Below are 17177 nucleotides of genomic sequence, written 5' to 3'. Positions count from 1 at the left end.
TACCCGCGACTCCTGGACCCAACCGCGGGGCGACATCAACGAAACCTGAAAGTTCGCGTCGATCGAAACGATGGAGACTTCCCTCAACGCGAGAAGTAAGCTACGCTAATTACTGGTGTGCCGGGAAGTCTGGTCGGCGGGACAGGATACGTCTCTGACCAGAAGGGGTCTGATGACTCACCGGCACTTTTTGTTTGCGCCGCGTCCGCCCCTGCATGTCGCGCCTCCGTACGGTCTGACCGTCGTGGCACTGGCGCACGCCTTCCCAGATAGCTAGCCGCATCGGCTGCCGCCCCGACGGGGCCACTACTTCACGTTCACTCCCCTGACCAGGGCGCTCCCTCACGCCCTGGCACGGTCAATGACGTCTCGATGCGGAAGCGTGCATTTCACATGGGCGAATTCTTCGACGCCGCACTCGGTTTCCCGACGGCGCTCTTCACTTTCTCTCTACTGGTCGTCACCGTGTACTGGACGGTCGCCCTCCTCGGCGGCCTGGGCACCGAACTCCCCGGCGCCGGAGGTGATGTCGGGGACGATTTCGGCGACGCCGAAGACGGGTTCTTCGCCGAGCGTCTCGCCATTCTGGGCCTCGGCGGAGTCCCGGTCACGGTCGTGTTGTCACTGCTGATCGCGCTCGCGTGGTTCGTCAGCCTCGCCGGTACGGCGTCGCTCGACGGCACCGTCGCGCGGACGCTCGTCCTGCCCGTGGCGCTGGTCGCGGCATGGCTCGGGACGCGCCTCACCGTCCTGCCGTTGCGCCGGGTCTTCCAGGGGGCGGTCGAGGCCTCGCTGCGCGACTTCGTGGGTCTCCCCTGCGTCATCCGCACCGGACGGGTCGGCCCGGACTTCGGGCAGGCGGAGGTCACCGCGGCCGACGGCTCGTCCGCCATCGTCCAGGTGCGGCGGCCCGCCACGGACATTCCCGTCGCGGGCCTCGCCAAGGACCTCGCCGAGGGCACCGCGCTCACCACCGGCAGCAGAGCCCTGATCTTCGACTTCGATCCGGAGGGCCGGTTCTTCTGGGTCATGCCGCACGAAGCGGCGTACGGCTGGCCGGAGGACCTCGCCCGCTGACCGCACCCGCGGGCCCGTCCCGCCGACCGCGCTCCGCGGCCCGCGCCACCGGCCTGCCCCCTGACCCGCCCACCGAACGCCGAACTCCCCCGCGCCCCGCGTCCTCATCCCCCAAACAGACGGGAATGTCGATGGACACCATCACGATAGGAGCCGGTGTGCTCCTCGCGCTCGCCCTGCTCATCGCCCTCGGCCTGATGCTGATGGTGACCCGGTTGTTCCGCAAGGTCGACCAGGGCCGCGCGCTGATCATCTCCAAGTTGAAGAAGGTCGACGTCACGTTCACCGGCGCGATCGTGCTGCCGGTGCTGCACCGCGCCGAACTGATGGACATCTCGGTCAAGACCATCGAGATCGAACGCACCGGACGGGACGGTCTGATCTGCAAGGACAACATCCGGGCCGACATCCGCATCACGTTCTTCGTCCGCGTGAACAAGACCGTCGAGGACGTGGTGAAGGTCGCGCAGGCCATCGGGACCGCGCGTGCCAGCAGCCAGGAGACGTTGCAGGAGCTGTTCGCGGCCAAGTTCTCCGAGGCGCTGAAGACCGTCGGCAAGCACCTGGACTTCACCGACCTCTACACCCGCCGCGACGAGTTCCGCGACCACATCATCCGGGTCATCGGCACGGACCTGAACGGCTACAGCCTTGAGGACGCGGCGATCGACTACCTGGAGCAGACGCCGCTGCTGTCCCTCGACAAGTCGAACATCCTGGACGCCCAGGGCATCCGGAAGATCACCGAGCTGACCGCGCTGGAGCACATCCGCACCAACGAGCACGCCCGTAACGAGGAGAAGGAGATCACCCGCCAGAACGTGGAGGCGCGGGAGGCGATCCTGGAGCTCGAACGCCGTCAGGCGGACGCGGAGCTGCGGCAGGAACGCGAGGTCGAGACCGTCCGGGCCCGTGAGCAGGCGGAGATCGAGCGGGTCAAGGCGGAGGAGCGGCTGCGGGCGCAGACCGCGCACATCCGCACCGACGAGCAGCTCGGCGTCCAGCACGAGAACAAGGAGCGCGAGGTCTCGGTCGCGGCGAAGAACAAGGAGCGCGTCCTCGCGATCGAGAGCGAGCGCATCGAGAAGGACCGGGTCCTTGAGGTCATCGCCCGCGAGCGGGAGACGGAGCTGACCCGGATCGCCGCCGACAAGGAGGTCGAGGCGGAGAAGCGGGAGATCGCGAACGTCGTCCGGGAGCGGATCGCGGTGGAGCGGACGGTCGCCGAGCAGGAGGAGGGCATCAAGCGGCTCCGCACGGTCGAGGAGGCCGAGCGCGCCCGCCAGTCGGTGATCATTCACGCGGAGGCGGAGGCGCAGGAGAACCTCGTCAAGGACATCAAGGCCGCCGAGGCCGCGGAGGCCGCCGCCGCGCACCGGGCCCGCGAGGAGCTGACGATGGCGAAGGCCCGGCAGGAGGCCGCCGAGCTGGACGCGCAGGCGAAGATCCGCCTGGCCGAGGGGCTGCGGGCCGAGGCCGCCGCGTCCGGGCTCGCCGAGGTGCAGGTCCGCGAGCGGGACGCCGACGCGATCGAGAAGGTCGGCCGCGCCGAGGCCGCCGTGGCGCAGGAGAAGGCGCTGGTCGAGGCCGCGCGGATCCGGGAGAGCCTCAAGGCGGAGGCGGAGGGCCTCACGGAGAAGGCCGGGGCGATGGCCGCGCTCGACGACGCCACCCGCCAGCACGAGGAGTACCGGCTGCGGCTGGAGGCGGAGAAGGACGTGCGCCTCGCCGGGATCGAGACGCAGCGCCGGGTCGCGGAGGCGCAGGCCAGCGTTCTCGCGGCCGGGTTGGAGAAGGCCGACATCGACATCGTCGGCGGCGACACCGTGTTCTTCGACCGGCTCGTCGGCTCGATCGCCCTCGGCAAGGGCGTGGACGGCTTCGTCCAGAACTCGGAGGTCGCGCAGGCGGTCGCGGGTCCGTGGCTGGACGGCTCGGGAAGCTTCACCGACGACGCGGCCAGGCTCCTCGGCGCGCTCTCCACGAGCGGCGTCCGCGACCTGACCCTTTCCGCGGTTCTGCTGCGAATGCTGAAGTCCGGCGGTCCGGACGGCGCGGCCGTCCAGCAACTCCTGGACACCGCCCACCGCCTCGGCATCGCCGACACGCCCCTGTCGGACCTCAACGGAACCGACCTGACCACCGCGTCCAGGTAGCGGACGGCACGACGGACGGAGGGGAGACGAACACGTGATCGAGGACGTCAGGGACGTACCCGCCACGCCCGACGCGGGGCTGGACCACGGCACGTACGAGGTGCTGCGCGGGCGGCTCGCGGAGCGGGCCGGGGAGCTGGCGCGGCGGGCCGAGGCGCTGAACGCCCGGCGCCTGGAGGTGTTCGGCGGCGCGGAGCTGACGCTGGCGGGCACCGAACGGGTCCGGACGGCGAGTCCCGGCGTGCCCCGCGACGTGGTGGCGCTCGGCGACGTGCTGCTGTTCGGCACCAACGCGTCCCTCGGGTCGACGTCGGAGACGACGGTCGACGACGTGTTCTCCCTGCACAGGTTCTCGCGTACCGAGGACGGGCACGGCGGCGGCGACGGCATCGCGTTGGTTCCGGTGGGCGCCGACGCGGTGCCGGGTCTGCTGGACGATCCACGGTTCCGGCGCGACTTCGCCGACATGTACCGGTACTACCGGCAGGCCCGGCTGCTCCAGTTGCGGCTCGTCGAGGGGCGGCTGCTCGCGGCGTTCCAGACCGGGCCGCGCCTGTCCGACGTGCGGGTGCTGCGGTGGCGGACGTCCGCGTCCGGGGACGGCGCCGTCACCTACGAGGACAACCAGGGCGACCGCGACCACCGGTTCCCGTCGCCGCACGACGTCGACTGGACCGCCGCGACGCGGGACGACCACGTCCTGGGGCGGCACCCGCACATCTCGATCGGCGGTGAGGTGTTCGTCTCGGCGGTCGGCGGCGCCCTCACCGTCAAGGTCGAGGACGACACGGACACGCCGCAGGGCGTCCACTCCGAGCCCGTGGACGAGCCGCTCCAGTCGCTCGCCGACGCGGACGTCCTGTACGCGCGGGTCGGGGCGCTGATCCTGCTGCGGATCCGCCCGTACAACGAGACGGCGTGGCGGCACCTGGTGTTCAACGTCCGGACGAAGGACGTCGTGCGGCTCGACGGCATCGCGGGGGCGTGTCGTCGGCTGCCCGACGACCACGGGATCGTCTTCCCCGGCGGCTACTGCCTGGACACGGGCGTGGTGAAGACGTTCGACACCGACGTCACCGGGTTGGAGTACGAGCGCGTCGTCCGATCTCCCAACGGCGAGGACGTCCTGTACGTGTTCCATTCGCGTGCGGACGGCAGGTCGCTGCTCCTGCCGTACAACGTGATCCGCAAGCAGGTCAGGACGCCGATCACCTGCCACGGCCACGCGCTGTTCGAGGACGGGACGCTCCTCGTCATGCGGACGCTCACGGACGAGGCGGCCCGCGTCCACCCGGTGCGGTTGTGGTCGACGCCGTTCGTGTCCGACGCGCACGCCGCCGCACAGCCCGTGGGCACGGGTCCGCTGGAGCGGATCGGGAACGCGGACCTGGTCCGGGGGATCTCCGAGTGCCTCTCCGTCGCCCGCATGGTGGAGGAGATGTCGCCGTCGACCCGTGTCTTCGAGGCGCTGATCGCGGCCTGCACGCGGGCGTCCGACCTGTACCACTGGCTCGCCGGGGACGAGATCGGGGACCTGGCGGCGCCGCTGGCCGACGTCCGCGCCACGGCGGGTCAGGTGCTGGAGGAGTACGAGAAGGTCCGCGCGCTCACCGAGCAGGCCGCCGCGTCCGTCGCCGAGACCGCCGACGCCGTCGCCGCCCTGGCCCGGCGGGCGCGGGCCGAGCCGCCGGAGAGCGCGGACGGGTGGATGACGCGGCTCGCCGAGTTCCGCCGGGCCCAGGGCCATATCGAGACGCTCCGCGACCTGCGCCATGTGGACACGGCCCGGCTCGACGAGCTGACCGCGACCGTCGAGACCGAGCTGCGCGACGCCGGTCAGGGCGCCGTCGAGTTCCTTCGCCGCGAGGACGCCTTCACCGGCTACCACGTCGAGGTCGACCGGATCGCGGAGGCGGCGCACGCCATCGAGACGTCCGCCGACGCCGCGCCGCTCGCCGACCTCCTCGACGCGCAGAACGAGGGCCTCGGAATCGTCACCGAGGTCGTCGGGGAACTCGACCTCACCGACGCCACCGCCCGCACCGCGATCCTCGAACGGGTCGCCGAGGTCCTCGGCGGGCTGAACCGGGCCCGCGCCGTCCTGGACAACCGGCGCCGCGAGCTTCTCGAACGTGAGGAGCGCGCCGCGTTCGCCGCCGAACTGGCCCTGCTCGACCGGGCCGTCGCGGGCGCGCTCGCCACGGCCGCCACCCCCGAGAGCTGTGACGAGCAGCTCGGTCAACTGCTCCTCCGCCTGGAGACCATGCAGGCCCGGTTCGCCGACCTCGACGAGTTCCTCGCCGAATTGGAGACCAAGCGGACCGAGGTTTACGAGGCGTTCTCGTCCCGTAAGCAGGCGCTTCTGGACGAGCGTGCCCGCCGCACCGACCGCCTCATCGAGTCCGCCGACCGGATCCTGTCCGGCGTCCGCCGCCGCGCCGCCGCGCTCACGTCACCGGACGAGGTCAACACCTACTTCGCCACCGACCCGATGGTGGCCCGCCTCCACGCCATCGCCGGCGAGTTGCGGGCCCTGGACGACGGTGTCCGCGCCGAGGAGCTGGACGGCCGTGTGAAGGCCGCCCGCCAGGAGGCCGGACGCGCGCTGCGCGACCGTCTCGACCTCTACGACGACGACGGCGGGACGATCCGGCTCGGACGGCACCGTTTCGCCGTGAACACCCGCCCGATCGAACTGACCCTCGTCCCGCACGGAAACGCGTCGCTCGACTTCGTGATCACCGGCACCGACTACCGGGCCCCGGTCCGCGACGACGCCCTCACCGCGACCCGCCACCTGTGGAACCAGAGCCTTGTTTCGGAAACCCCGGAAACATACCGTGCCGAGTACCTGGCGACGTCGATCCTTACAGGGACGGCCCCCGACGTGCTGCGTCAGGCCGTGACCGGGGACCGTCTGCTGTCCCTCGTCCGGGAAGCGGCGGCCGACCGCTACGACGAGGGCTACGAACGTGGCGTCCACGACCACGACGCGGCCCGCATCCTGGAAACACTGGTACGCCTCCACACGGACGCGGGGTTGCTCCGCTACCCGTCCGCCGCCCGCGCCGCCGCGCAGCTCTTCTGGGCACACGGAACCGTCGACGACGACCGCGCCGCCTGGACGACCCGCGCCCGTTCCCTGATCCGCGTCCGTGACGCGTGGGGCGGCCCCGACGCCCTGACCGCGCTGGCGTCCGAGCTGACCTCGTCCATCGGCGAGTTCACCGAGCGCACCGGCCTGCCCGGCAAGGCGGACGCGGCGCTCGCGGCCGAGTACCTGATCGAGGAACTCGCCGCCGCCCCGGAGGGGTTCGTCACCGCCCAGGGAGCCCGCGACCTGCTGGACGGCCTCGGCCGCGACCACGCCCTCCTGAACAGCGACCTGCGCGCCCTCGACGGCGACCTCGCCGCCCGCCACCAGCTCGCCACGGCCTGGCTCGCCCCCATCGCGGACGACCCCGCCGACCTCCCCGAGGCCGTGGCCGCCCTGCTGTGCGACGGACCCCGCTACGACTCCGCCGCCGCCCTCACCGCGACCGTCAACGACCTGCTCGGCGACCATCCGCGCGTCACCGGCGGCCGTCTCGCCGTCCGCCTGGACGAACTCCTCACCCGCACCCGGCGTTTCCGCTCCGACCGGGTCCCCGAGTTCCGCGCCTACCAGAAGCGACGCAACGCCGCCATCGCCGCGGAGGGGAAACGCCTCAAAATCCCCGAGCTCAAACCACGCACGATGAGCACCTTCGTGCGCAACCGCCTGGTGGACGAGGTGTTCCTTCCCCTGATCGGCGACAACCTCGCCAAACAACTCGGCGCCACGGGCGAAGGCAGACGCACCGACCACATGGGTCTCCTACTGCTCGTCTCCCCGCCCGGCTACGGCAAGACGACCCTCATGGAATACGTCGCCGACCGTTTGGGGCTCGCCCTCGTCAAGGTGGACGGCCCGGCCCTCGGCCACGAGACCACGTCTCTCGACCCGGCGAAAGCCCCGAACGCCACCGCCGCCCGGGAGGTCGAGCGGATCAATTTCGCGCTCGACATGGGCAACAACGTCCTGCTCTACGTGGACGACATCCAGCACACGTCACCGGAATTCCTCCAGAAGTTCATTCCGCTGTGCGACGCCCAACGCCGGATCGACGGCGCGGCCCGCGCCTACGACCTGCGCGGCAAGCGTTTCGCCGTGTGCATGGCCGGAAACCCGTACACCGAGTCCGGACGGCGTTTCCGCGTTCCCGACATGCTCGCCAACCGCGCCGACGTCTGGAACCTCGGCGACGTCCTGTCCGGCAAGGAGGACCTGTTCGCGCTCAGTTTCATCGAGAACGCCCTCACCTCGAACCCGGTCCTGGCCCCGCTGACGACCCGCGACCGCGGGGACGTGGAACTCCTCGTCCGCCTGGCGTCCGGCGACGACACCGCACGTCCGGACCGCCTGTCCCACCCGTACTCCCAGGCCGAACTGGACGAGATCCTGTCCGTTGTGGAGAAGCTGCTGCACGTCCAGCGGGTCGTCCTGACGGTCAACCGCGCCTACATGGCCTCCGCCGCCCAGGACGACTCGGCCCGCACCGAGCCCCCGTTCCGGCTCCAGGGTTCCTACCGCGACATGAACAAACTCGCCGAACGCGTCCTGCCCGTGATGAACACCGCCGAACTCGAAGCCGTCATAGACGACCACTACAAGGCCGAGTCCCAAACCCTGACCTCGGACGCCGAAGCGAACCTGCTGAAACTGTCCGAACTCCGCGGCACCCTGACTCCCGAGCGGCAAGCCCGCTGGACGGAGATCAAGACCGCCTACCGACGAACCCAACCCGTCCCCGGAACCGAAGACCCGACAGTGGGTGCCCTCCTCCACCTCGCCGACAAACTCACAGCCATCGAAAAAGCACTGAACGCCCATCGCCCCATCTGACCAGCCGACCCCTCATTTCCCGGATCCGGGCGGCGGCGGGACGTCCCTGACGCCGTGCTGCCTGAGCGACATGTCCACGGCCAGATCCCACCGGTCGGACAGGCCACGCGACATCATGGACGCGTCGTCGCACATCGCCGCCGCGACCTCCGCCGTCTCGGGATCTCCGGCGCGCTCGGCGACGCGCCGGAGCATCTCACCTGCGGCGATCTGCAGGTGGACGGCGACGTAGGCATCCCGCATGTGCCTGCCCACGGGGTCGCGGCGGCTGCGGCCGAGCCCGCCCTCGACCACCGCCGCGAACAGCATCCCCGCGTCCCGCACGAGGGACGGCGCCGACCCGTGCGCCCTCAACCGGGCCTCGACCGCCCGCGTGTGCGCCCGGGACCGCTCGGCGTACCGGCCGAGCGGTCCGCACATCTCCGGCTCGTCCGCCGCCGCGGTCAGCAACTCGCTGAGCGCGGCCTGCACATGCTGCTGTAGCGCGTGCGCGTCCTTCAGATAGCCGATCAACTGCCTGTCGATCGTCGTCATGCGGACTTTCTCGCGCGCCGTCGGCGCGGCGTCGGCATCGCCTTGACGACCACGGCGAGCACGCCCAGCGCCAGCAACGCAGCCGTCAGCCGGAGCAGACCGGGGCCCAGACGGTTTCCCTTGCTCATCTCTCACTCCCTCCCCTGTCGTGTTCACGGGCGACCGGACGGTTACGTCCGGCCACGTTCAAACGGTCGGTTCGCAAGCAGGTCGCGCCAGATCGAAACGGGCAACAGGGCCGTCGTCTCATGCCGCCAGGGGGCCTGCCCGGTGTGCCGACTCCCGTCCTCGGCCGGGTAGAAGACCGTGCCGTCGAAGGCCAGCCTGAGCGGCACACCGCCGTCATCACCAGGACGCCCCTCATCCCTGACGTCATGGCCGCACGTCAACCCAAACGTCGCCTCCGTGCCCCCACGGAAGGTGGGCACGGTAGCGCCGCCGCGCGCCCACGCCCGACCGGACGGTGCCAGGGTCACGGTCGTGGTGAGCAGGACGCACTGGACGGGCCCGCCGTCCAGCCGCCGCAGCCCGACCCGCAGGTTCAGGGTGGGCGCCACCGCGGACGTTCCGGCCTCGAACCCGACCAGCTCCACACCGAGTTCCGGCGGACCGTTCATGATCAACACTTTTCGGACCTGCCCCACCCGCCCGGCACGAAACACCGCCACGAACCCCTTCAATCACGGATTGGAGAGTTTTTCCGGTGCCATGCCGGACGTGCACGGACCTGAGGCTGGACGCCTCAACTCAGTGGCCGCCGCCCGAGGAGGGCGACCAGCCGATCCCCCGACCCCGCGTCCACACCCGGCTCGACCGGATCGGCGAACAACGGCCACCGCTCCTGCGGCCCGGGCGCCAACAGCGGCGCGAGCGCCAGCAACTCGTCCGCCAGCGCGGGCGGAATGGGCGACCGCGACCCCGACGCCTGCGCGATGTCCCAGCCGTGCACGGCCACCTCGATCGCTCCCGCCGCGGCCATCACCCCCCGGTCCATGCCACGGTCACCGATCTCGACCCGCCCCGGCGACAGGGACTTGCGCAGCAACCGAACGGCACGCACCCGCACCGCGGACACCGGATCCTCCTCCGGGACGAGCGGCTCCGGATTCATCGCGACACGTCCAAGGCAGACGCCGTCGTACAGCGCCGCGAGCGAGTCACGAAGATGCAGCAACAACATCTCGAGGTTCCATGACTCGCACGGCGTCCCACGCCCCAGCATGTCGGGCGTAACCCCCTGGACGGCGGTCAGCGCGAAGTAGATCGCCCGCTCCAGCAGCCTGCCGTCCAGGGGAACCGGGCAATCCCCCGAGGGGGGACCACCCCCCGGCACGGACTGGTGGGCATTCGTCCCGGCATGCATCTGTCCTCCAGTCATCGTGACGGCCTCCAAGGGGTAGACCACCCGCCCGACGGGAAGTCATCGCGGAACCCATTTCAGTCGGCGACGCCATCCCCCGAAGAGCAAAACGTCGCACACCCCACAAAAATCCAACGTTCACGTCAACCACCCCCCGTTTCACCGGCCCCTGTCCCCCGTTGACCACAACCAGCGCGAGGCACCCCGGGGCCACCGGCCTGCCAGACGCCCCGTGACGCGACCCCAGCAGGAGACCCCCGCGAGCACAGCCCGCCTTGACCGCGCGGAACACCACCCGTCCAGGAAGATCGCGCCCCGTGTCCGAAAAACTAATTCTCCACACCAAATGCCCGATTAGCTGAAACGATCATCCGCGTCACTACCCAAACGGGCGTGTCAGGCATAGCCGCAATAACATCCGATCGTGCGACATAAGCGTTTGGAACGGGCTAGGCTGGCTCGCACGCCCCGGTGAGGAGCTCGGGGCGATGACCCGTCAAAGCGTCGCGCGCACCAGCGCGCGACGCTTCTCCATAGATCGGATCACCATGCGCTGGCGCATCTTCATGTGGTGATGGCGACCGGGGCGGACCTGAGCACTCCACCCCGGTCCCTCCCACCCAAAGATCACCCGGCCCCGATCCCACCGCGAACGGCGAACCCCAGACGCCGGCACCGTCACGGCCGTCCACCTCCCCCAAATCACCAAAAACCACATGAGGACGCCGACCTTCTCAGAATGGCCGCACTCCAAGCCCGGCCGAACAAGGAAGTGTCTGTTCAGAGACGTCCCTGACGTGATGAACTGAACGAATGACAGAGCCGATGACCGTGGCGATCGCCACCACCCTGGCGGGCAAGGCCGTCGAGGTCGCGGGCGAACCGGTACGCGCCGCCGTCATGGAGATCACCCGCCGCGTCCGTGAACGGTTCTACGGTCGTCCGTCCGAGGAGAGGGCCCTCGCCCGTGGCGCGGAGGAGCCCGAAGTCCTCCAGGGCGCCGTCCGACGCCTCCTGGACGAGGACCCCGATTTCCGCAGCGAACTCGAGGGCCTCTGGAACCAGGCCCACACCGAGGCGTCCGCGACCGACGACGGCGTCGTCAACGTCTTCAGCGGCCAGGCCCAGAGCGTCGTCCAACTCCGCGACGTCAAAGGCACCCTGAACATCGGATAACCCCCACCTCCACCCGCCAAGGCCACCTCACACCCCAAGGGACGAGGGCCGCACCGCTCCTAACCAACCATGCGCTGACGCACACACGCGGAAGCCGCCGTTGCAGTACTCCACTGCTCCACACAACCTTGCTGTTTGCCCAAGTACCTGCCTCGACGACCAAAGACCCACCAAGAACCGGATCACCAATACCGCTTGACGGTCCCCTCGGTGGCGACACGCGCCTCAGTAAGAGTGCGAAGCTTCACCCGACGGCTGCGCCGCCGCTCAACTCGAACGAGGCGCCGCCGCCCCACCCGCTCCCCAAGCCTCTCGGCCCTGTCGGCGTCAAGCCTCCCGGTAGCATCCCGAAGAACCCGCTGAAGACGATGACGGTTGACACGATGAGGAATCCGCTTGTTCAGCCGCACCGCCTTCCGGGACGTCTTGTCGTTCTCCCCGTAGGCGTTACGACGGTCTTTCGCATAGCTGAGCCGCTTCTTCTCTTGAGGCGTCCTATCTCTCACGGCCCCAGGAAGGGCGGGCCAGATTGGAGCGGGCTGAACTCTTCGCCCGCTCCAATCTTCAGTGTTCCGCCCTTGATCAGATCAGGGCACGATTATGTGGAAGCCGATGTCCCGCCCTCCAGCGGCGACGCCGGTGCCGACGAAGACTTCCCGGTCGGCGCAGCCCGCGTTGTCGTGCCGCAGGAAGACGTTTCCGTCCCATGGGGTGCTGCTCCACTGGACTGAAGCGACCGGAACGACGCGGCTGGCGTCGATGTCATCGTCCATCCGCACGCAGTACTGACCGGTGGCGATCTTCCGGACGCCGGTGACCCCCCTTGAGCGGACGACCGAGCCGTCGGCGTTGACGATGGCGGCGGCGCGAACTTCGGGGGCGGAGGCACCGCCAAGATCGGCCAACGCGGGCAGAGCGAGTCCGCCGACGATTCCGGCGGCGGCCAAGGCGGCCGTGGTCAAGGCGACGGTTTTCCTGGTGATGGAGGACACGGAGCCTCTCTTCCTGGTGAAGGGATAAGACAGGTGTTGCCGCGGGAGGAGTCCGGTGCGACCGGGGCCTCCTCCAGCGATTACTCAATGTATGGATGCAAGTACTCTTAGTGATATAGCGCAACGGTAACCCCTGCTTGATTTCTGGCGCCCCTATCAAGACCTGGAAGGACGTAACACCAGAGGAACGTGAGGTTTGCTGATCGGGGGTCCGGGGTCACCCCCCGGGAAAACATGACGAAGGACCAGCAGAAAAGCGACAAAGTCGCTGACCATGCTGGCCCTAGATCCGAAGTGGGGCTGAGGGGATTCGAACCCCTGACCCCCTCGATGCGAACGAGGTAAGACCCGCCTTCTCACGTGCGGCGGTCAGGAAACGCCAGGTTAGGGCCCCGGGATCCCCCAGTCTGACGTTCATGATCGGCCCACGGATTTCCCACAGGTCCTCCCCATGCGGAAACGGACCCGGCGCGGCGGTGTAGTCGCCGGGCCGGGCCCTGGAAGGCGGGTCGCCAGTGCGTCCGAGACATCGCGCCTACGGCATGTCGACGCCGTCCAGCGGCAGGTCGACGATCATCACATCGAAGTGCGGGGAGTCGGGGAACGGCTGCGCCTTCCCGGCCTTGCGCCATCCCCACCGCGCGTACGCCCGTTGCGCCGACTCGTTGTCCTCACGGACCAGCAGCGTGGCCCGCTCCTCGGCCCGGCCGCCCAGCAACGCGTCGTGCAAGGCGTGCGCCACGCCCTTGCCCTGCCATTCCGGGACGACCATCAGCTCGTTGAACCCGAACGTCCGTGACCCGGTCTCGGTGGTGAACCCGTCCGGGACCGGTGTGGTCAGGGAGTTCCACCAACGAGTCTTTACCGGCAGAGTGCACCCGAACGCCTGTCCCACAGGCTCACCGCTCTTGTGAGCGACGACGGCCTGGAATCCAGGCACCTTGGTGTAGCTGAGGAAACGTTCGGAGAAGCGCTCCGCCGAATAGAACGGCTGAGCGACCACGTCCTGATGCGATGCGATGTAGACCGGCACGATCACGCTGTCGAGGATCTTCTCCGCGTCGGCGGAGTCATGGCGGGTGATGGTGAGGTCCGAGATCATTAATCTCCTATGGATGCGAGTAGTTCACGCGCCTGCCGGATCGAAGGTCGCCCACCGTGTACGGGGGCCGCGAGCTTTAGCGACGCTATCGCGCTGCCTTGCAGCAACCCATCGCCACGCTGCTCGGGTGGCAGCGTTTCCAGGATCCGCGTCATGTGACGAGCACCCTCGTCGACCTCTCCGGCGCGGATCAGTACACCGGCCCGATGCATCTCGATTTGTCCACGGAATTTCCAGCTCCGGTCCGAGCAGATGGCTAACGCTGCCTCCTGTGCGTCCATTGCGGGTTTGATGTCTCCAGCACAGGTGTGAACGAGGCTTGTGACGAAGTGCAGACGGCCGTCCGACCACCCCCAATTGCCTCGCTCTGTCCGCGTTGTCTCGGGCAGTGACTCGAACACGCCGTACAGGTCTTCGAGGGCATCCGCGGACTCATCATGCCTACCGAGTTCGGCGAGAGCCTGCGCCTTGGCAGCGTGCGCGCTGACGATGCCCTCAGGGGCTCCCCGCCCAATCTCGATCGCCTCCTCCGCAGCCTTAACAACCGACAGGCGTGGCGTCTCGGTGTAGAGAGAAATTAGGGCGGCCCGGCCGCGGATGCGGGCGGCGACGATGTGGTCGCCGGTCTGGTCGGCGGCGCGGGCTGCGGTGCGCCACCAGCGCCTTGCTGACCGTCCCTCTCCCAGGTTCGTCAAGTTGATGGCTATGAGGGCGGCCATCTGGGCGGCCACGTGGATCAGTCGGGACCGGGCCGTTCCCCCAGCGGACTGGACCAGTCGCGTCAGCTCAACGAAATCCGCCGCCAGTTCCGGCTGGAGGAGGACAGCGGGCGAAAAGCCAACTTCGTGGGCGTAGTCATAGGCGACACGCTCCCAGGTGTCGGCGTCGCGGTCGTCGGCGTCCGCAGCGACCGCGGCCTCGATCGCATCGCGTAGCGGCTCAGCGTCACGAGCCAGAGAACTCGCGAGTCCGGCGGTAGCCATAAGGCCAAGCAGAGTTCGGCGCTTCACGTCCTCATTGTCGCCAATGTCGCCGACGGCTCGCCTGGGACCCGTGACCTCCGCCGTGGTCTGAACGAGGGCGACGAGGCGGCCACCGCCACCGAGGATCTCGTCGAGTCGCGCGGCCGTCGCCACAGACGTGCCCTTATGGCCGAGGCGGAGCTTGGAGATGTGTGACGGGTCGATCGGCACCTGCCTAGCCAGGGCGCGAACACCGATCTCGCGCTCATCCATGAGCTGCCGGAGCACTTCCCCGAACGACTCATCGGACATCGCCACCCACCGTTTCGTCTCGGTGTGGACCGCATCAGGGTGTGGTCCAAGCCTGGCGGCCTACAAACCACACCTTCCAAGCTAGCGCCGGACGCGGTCGAGTAGAGGCCGAACGGGTGTCCCAGGACACATAGAGCGACCCCGGGCGGTGTGTCGGCACCGTGCCCCCGGGGCCTGACCGGAAATGAGGTCCGGCTGTGAGAAAGGTAGCGAATCCGACGCCGCCCGGGGACGGTGAGGTCGAGGCGACCCTGGAGCGGCTGTGCGACGCGCACCCCGACTGGACGTTCCAGCACCTGCCGATGATCGAGCTGTCGTGGGAGGCGTTCCGTAAGAGCAGGCGTTTCCGCGTCGCTGGGGGCGTGGGGTGGCTGCGCGCCGAGTCGGTAGAGCGGCTCACCAGGCAGATCGGCACGGTCGAGCGGGCGGAGGCCGCGCTCGACGCCGAGGACGCCCACTCCGCTGTTGCGGGCACGCCGACGGGCACCAGGGACCCGCGCGTGCTGGAGGAGCTTGACCGGCTCCGCGCCCAGCATCCCGACTGGCGGATCGAGTTCGCCGAGGGCCGGGATGTCGCGTGGGTGGCGTTGCGTGACCGCAGCGCCGACTGGGTGGGTGGGCATCCGGTGGCCGAGGCCACGGGCCCGGCCGAGCTGGAGGCGCTCATCAGGCAGGCCGTCCGGGTGGAAGACAAGGGCGGGGCACGCGCCGAGCGGTATGTCCGGTGAACGTGCCCAGGTGCGCCCAGGGACCTTTGGCCGCTGCGGCCCCTGGATCCTGGGACTACGCGACGGTTGTCCGAGCGCTGGAGTACCGCTACGGCGTCTGCGCCTGGCACGGCCCGTACACCGGCCGCTGGTGGGCGATGGTGGACGGCCGGTGCCTGGTCGAGGCCGACACCCCCGGGCAGCTCGGCGAGCGGATCGTGTCCGCGCGGAGCTGGTGGCGGTGATGACACGGGAGGAGTGCCGGCAGCTGGAGGTCCTGCGCAGGCGGTTCCCAAACTGGTGGTTCGCGTGGCAGGCGGTCCAGCCGCGCTGGCACGCGCAGCGCAGGGGCGACTATGCGGCGCGGCCCGCCGTGATCACCGACCTCCGCGGGAGCGACCCCATCGAGTTGGGCTTGTTGCTCCTGCGCATCCCGGGCGTCGAACCGGTCGAGGAACCCGGAACGGTCGGAATGGAGGGTGAGGAATGAACGGCCATCAGCAGGCGCAGGCGCGTTCGCGCCTTGAAGTGCTGAAGGAGCACCTCACCACGTGCGGTTCGGACCTGAAGTTCGCAGGGACCGGTCTGCTGGTGACCACTCCCTCGAACCAGACGGGTCGCCGTCGCTCCGTGCTGGTCATGTGCCACCCCCGGCCGGACGACGCCGGGAAGCTGTGGTTCTGGCTGCACGGCCCAACGCCACACCCGATCGCCCCGGCCGACCGCATCATCGACGCGGCGGTCGAGATCTGCGGCGCTCTGAGGTCGACCGGCGCCACCGACGGCTACGTGATCGACGGCACAGCCGGAACCTACATCATCACCGATTCCGGCATCGTGCCGCTCGACGTCGCCACGCGGATGTTGCGACGCCAGATCTAAACCCGGGGCGGCGCCGCCGAGGCTCCCCGTCCATGCCGCGCCGCCCTTCCACGCCACACCCTGGTCACGGGCCGCCCGGTGTGGCGTGCTGACCTTCAACAGCTTCGGCCCCGCCGAGCGGCTGCACACCGCGATCCGGCGGCGCGCCCCCCAGGTGGCCGCGGCCGTCGTCCGCGACGACGAGACCGGCCTGTCACACGTGCGGATCACCTACCGGCAGGCCGGGCCGTTGACCGCCGACTGGGACGGCACCGCCTACCGGTGGCGGCACGGCGACGGCCCCTATGAGTCGCTGCCCGCCGACCCAGAGCAGGCAGCCGACGCCATCGCCGCCGAACTCGGCGTCAGGATCGAGCACCCGTGATCCGCCTCGACCTCGCCTACGCACGGACGGCCCATGCAGCGGCGGCCGTCTGGCCCCTCCCATGGCGTCTGCTCATCACCGCATCCGTGACACAGCGAACCGGGACCTTCAACCCCGTCGAACGTCTGCGGGCGGCGCTCTGCCGAGCCGCCCCGCAGGCGGCGGTGCGCATCGACCGCGACACCGGCACTGGCAGGCCGGTCGTGCGCGCCGTCTACGGTGACGCCAGTCCTCTGGTGGCGGGATGGGACGGCGCCGCCTACCGGGTGCGGCTGGCGACGCTCAGCCCCTGGCGACCGCTCCCCGTCGACCCCGACGCCGCCGCCGAGGAAATCGCCAAGGACCTGCGAGAGGGATCGACCTACCGGCAGCGGAATGGAGCGACGTAGCACTGAACGGTGACGCCCACACCGCAAGGTCGGACGCACCTGTACATCCACCAGAGCGGCGCCGAGGACGGCGTCCTGATCGGCATGGTCAACGCGCCGGAACTGGCGCGCCGGTTCTGCGACGCCATGAACGCCCGCTTGGCCGACAGCGAAGATCCTGCCGTCATCGAGCGGCCTTGAGACCCCGCGGCCCGGGTCAGCCGGCGCGCATCCAGGCCGCGGCTCCATCTCCCCCAGCGC

18 protein-coding genes and 1 tRNA gene are annotated in these 17177 nt (G+C 69.5%); 11 read left to right on the top strand and 8 right to left on the bottom strand.

Annotated features, from left to right (window positions below; all coding sequences use genetic code 11):
- Positions 1–393 precede the first annotated feature (393 nt).
- The 3 genes from D0T12_RS13695 to D0T12_RS13685 all read left to right on the top strand — a co-directional run bounded on the left by D0T12_RS13695 (position 394) and on the right by D0T12_RS13685 (position 8157).
- On the top strand, positions 394–1077 hold the full coding sequence (locus tag D0T12_RS13695; protein WP_117399944.1) for a hypothetical protein: 684 nt from the start codon (positions 394–396) through the stop codon (positions 1075–1077).
- A gap of 131 nt (positions 1078–1208) precedes the next feature.
- Positions 1209–3233, top strand: a complete 2025-nt coding sequence (locus D0T12_RS13690) for a flotillin family protein (protein WP_117399943.1) — start codon at positions 1209–1211, stop codon at positions 3231–3233.
- A 34-nt stretch (positions 3234–3267) separates the two neighbouring features.
- Complete coding sequence (locus D0T12_RS13685; protein ID WP_233526040.1) at positions 3268–8157, top strand: DNA repair ATPase; 4890 nt, start codon at positions 3268–3270, stop codon at positions 8155–8157.
- 12 nt (positions 8158–8169) lie between these two features.
- Here the strand turns inward: D0T12_RS13685 and D0T12_RS13680 are convergent, their stop codons facing one another.
- The 4 genes from D0T12_RS13680 to D0T12_RS13670 all read right to left on the bottom strand — a co-directional run bounded on the left by D0T12_RS13680 (position 8170) and on the right by D0T12_RS13670 (position 10054).
- Positions 8170–8691, bottom strand: coding sequence for a DUF892 family protein (locus tag D0T12_RS13680; RefSeq protein ID WP_117399942.1), 522 nt, complete (start codon positions 8689–8691; stop codon positions 8170–8172).
- Positions 8688–8819, bottom strand: a complete 132-nt coding sequence (locus tag D0T12_RS37010; protein ID WP_267900398.1) for a hypothetical protein — start codon at positions 8817–8819, stop codon at positions 8688–8690. Before D0T12_RS37010 ends, D0T12_RS13680 begins: the two co-directional genes overlap by 4 nt.
- A 42-nt stretch (positions 8820–8861) precedes the next feature.
- Positions 8862–9308, bottom strand: a complete 447-nt coding sequence (locus D0T12_RS13675) for a DUF6084 family protein (protein ID WP_147339505.1) — start codon at positions 9306–9308, stop codon at positions 8862–8864.
- Positions 9309–9433: 125 nt separating this feature from the next.
- Complete coding sequence (locus D0T12_RS13670) at positions 9434–10054, bottom strand: TIGR03086 family metal-binding protein (protein WP_158581492.1); 621 nt, start codon at positions 10052–10054, stop codon at positions 9434–9436.
- 810 nt (positions 10055–10864) lie between these two features.
- Between D0T12_RS13670 and D0T12_RS13665 the strand changes: the two genes are divergently transcribed.
- A complete protein-coding gene (locus tag D0T12_RS13665; protein WP_147339503.1) occupies positions 10865–11227 on the top strand; it encodes a hypothetical protein in 363 nt (120 codons plus the stop codon).
- Positions 11228–11814: 587 nt separating this feature from the next.
- On the opposite strand, the gene D0T12_RS13660 is transcribed toward D0T12_RS13665, so the two are convergent.
- From D0T12_RS13660 to D0T12_RS13645, 4 genes are all read right to left on the bottom strand, one after another.
- Positions 11815–12189, bottom strand: a complete 375-nt coding sequence (locus D0T12_RS13660) for a hypothetical protein (RefSeq protein WP_147339502.1) — start codon at positions 12187–12189, stop codon at positions 11815–11817.
- Positions 12190–12514: 325 nt separating this feature from the next.
- A tRNA-Ala gene (locus D0T12_RS13655) sits at positions 12515–12579 on the bottom strand.
- Positions 12580–12754: 175 nt separating this feature from the next.
- Positions 12755–13321, bottom strand: coding sequence for a GNAT family N-acetyltransferase (locus tag D0T12_RS13650; protein WP_117399937.1), 567 nt, complete (start codon positions 13319–13321; stop codon positions 12755–12757).
- Complete coding sequence (locus tag D0T12_RS13645) at positions 13321–14595, bottom strand: helix-turn-helix domain-containing protein (protein WP_147339501.1); 1275 nt, start codon at positions 14593–14595, stop codon at positions 13321–13323. The genes D0T12_RS13650 and D0T12_RS13645 overlap by 1 nt, the downstream gene beginning before the upstream one ends.
- 197 nt (positions 14596–14792) lie before the next feature.
- Between D0T12_RS13645 and D0T12_RS13640 the strand changes: the two genes are divergently transcribed.
- The 7 genes from D0T12_RS13640 to D0T12_RS35325 all read left to right on the top strand — a co-directional run bounded on the left by D0T12_RS13640 (position 14793) and on the right by D0T12_RS35325 (position 17117).
- The gene (locus tag D0T12_RS13640) at positions 14793–15323 is read left to right on the top strand and encodes a hypothetical protein (RefSeq protein ID WP_117399935.1); all 531 of its coding nucleotides are present in this window, start codon (positions 14793–14795) and stop codon (positions 15321–15323) included.
- Between the two features lie 26 nt (positions 15324–15349).
- On the top strand, positions 15350–15547 hold the full coding sequence (locus D0T12_RS13635; protein ID WP_147339500.1) for a hypothetical protein: 198 nt from the start codon (positions 15350–15352) through the stop codon (positions 15545–15547).
- Positions 15547–15792, top strand: a complete 246-nt coding sequence (locus tag D0T12_RS13630) for a hypothetical protein (RefSeq protein WP_147339499.1) — start codon at positions 15547–15549, stop codon at positions 15790–15792. Before D0T12_RS13635 ends, D0T12_RS13630 begins: the two co-directional genes overlap by 1 nt.
- Entirely contained in the window at positions 15789–16184 is a 396-nt protein-coding gene (locus tag D0T12_RS13625) for a hypothetical protein (protein WP_117399932.1), read from the top strand. Before D0T12_RS13630 ends, D0T12_RS13625 begins: the two co-directional genes overlap by 4 nt.
- Before the next feature lie 85 nt (positions 16185–16269).
- Positions 16270–16548, top strand: a complete 279-nt coding sequence (locus D0T12_RS13620; protein WP_117399931.1) for a hypothetical protein — start codon at positions 16270–16272, stop codon at positions 16546–16548.
- Positions 16549–16634: 86 nt separating this feature from the next.
- Positions 16635–16937, top strand: a complete 303-nt coding sequence (locus D0T12_RS13615; RefSeq protein WP_147339498.1) for a hypothetical protein — start codon at positions 16635–16637, stop codon at positions 16935–16937.
- A gap of 9 nt (positions 16938–16946) precedes the next feature.
- On the top strand, positions 16947–17117 hold the full coding sequence (locus D0T12_RS35325; RefSeq protein WP_158581491.1) for a hypothetical protein: 171 nt from the start codon (positions 16947–16949) through the stop codon (positions 17115–17117).
- Positions 17118–17177: the final 60 nt, after the last annotated feature.

Source organism: Actinomadura spongiicola, assembly GCF_003432485.1.
Lineage (GTDB): Bacteria > Actinomycetota > Actinomycetes > Streptosporangiales > Streptosporangiaceae > Spirillospora > Spirillospora spongiicola.
This window is presented reverse-complemented; position numbering and strand designations above follow the sequence as displayed.

Excerpts from the sequence above, each read along its gene's own strand:
- D0T12_RS13695 (WP_117399944.1), top strand. The coding sequence starts at position 394 with ATGGGCGAATTCTTCGACGCCGCACTCGGTTTCCCGACGGCGCTCTTC.
- D0T12_RS13690 (WP_117399943.1), top strand. The coding sequence starts at position 1,209 with ATGGACACCATCACGATAGGAGCCGGTGTGCTCCTCGCGCTCGCCCTG.
- D0T12_RS13680 (WP_117399942.1), bottom strand. The coding sequence starts at position 8,691 with ATGACGACGATCGACAGGCAGTTGATCGGCTATCTGAAGGACGCGCAC.
- D0T12_RS37010 (WP_267900398.1), bottom strand. The coding sequence starts at position 8,819 with ATGAGCAAGGGAAACCGTCTGGGCCCCGGTCTGCTCCGGCTGACGGCT.
- D0T12_RS13675 (WP_147339505.1), bottom strand. The coding sequence starts at position 9,308 with ATGAACGGTCCGCCGGAACTCGGTGTGGAGCTGGTCGGGTTCGAGGCC.
- D0T12_RS13670 (WP_158581492.1), bottom strand. The coding sequence starts at position 10,054 with ATGCATGCCGGGACGAATGCCCACCAGTCCGTGCCGGGGGGTGGTCCC.
- D0T12_RS13665 (WP_147339503.1), top strand. The coding sequence starts at position 10,865 with ATGACAGAGCCGATGACCGTGGCGATCGCCACCACCCTGGCGGGCAAG.
- D0T12_RS13650 (WP_117399937.1), bottom strand. The coding sequence starts at position 13,321 with ATGATCTCGGACCTCACCATCACCCGCCATGACTCCGCCGACGCGGAG.
- D0T12_RS13645 (WP_147339501.1), bottom strand. The coding sequence starts at position 14,595 with ATGTCCGATGAGTCGTTCGGGGAAGTGCTCCGGCAGCTCATGGATGAG.
- D0T12_RS13630 (WP_147339499.1), top strand. The coding sequence starts at position 15,547 with ATGACACGGGAGGAGTGCCGGCAGCTGGAGGTCCTGCGCAGGCGGTTC.
- D0T12_RS13625 (WP_117399932.1), top strand. The coding sequence starts at position 15,789 with ATGAACGGCCATCAGCAGGCGCAGGCGCGTTCGCGCCTTGAAGTGCTG.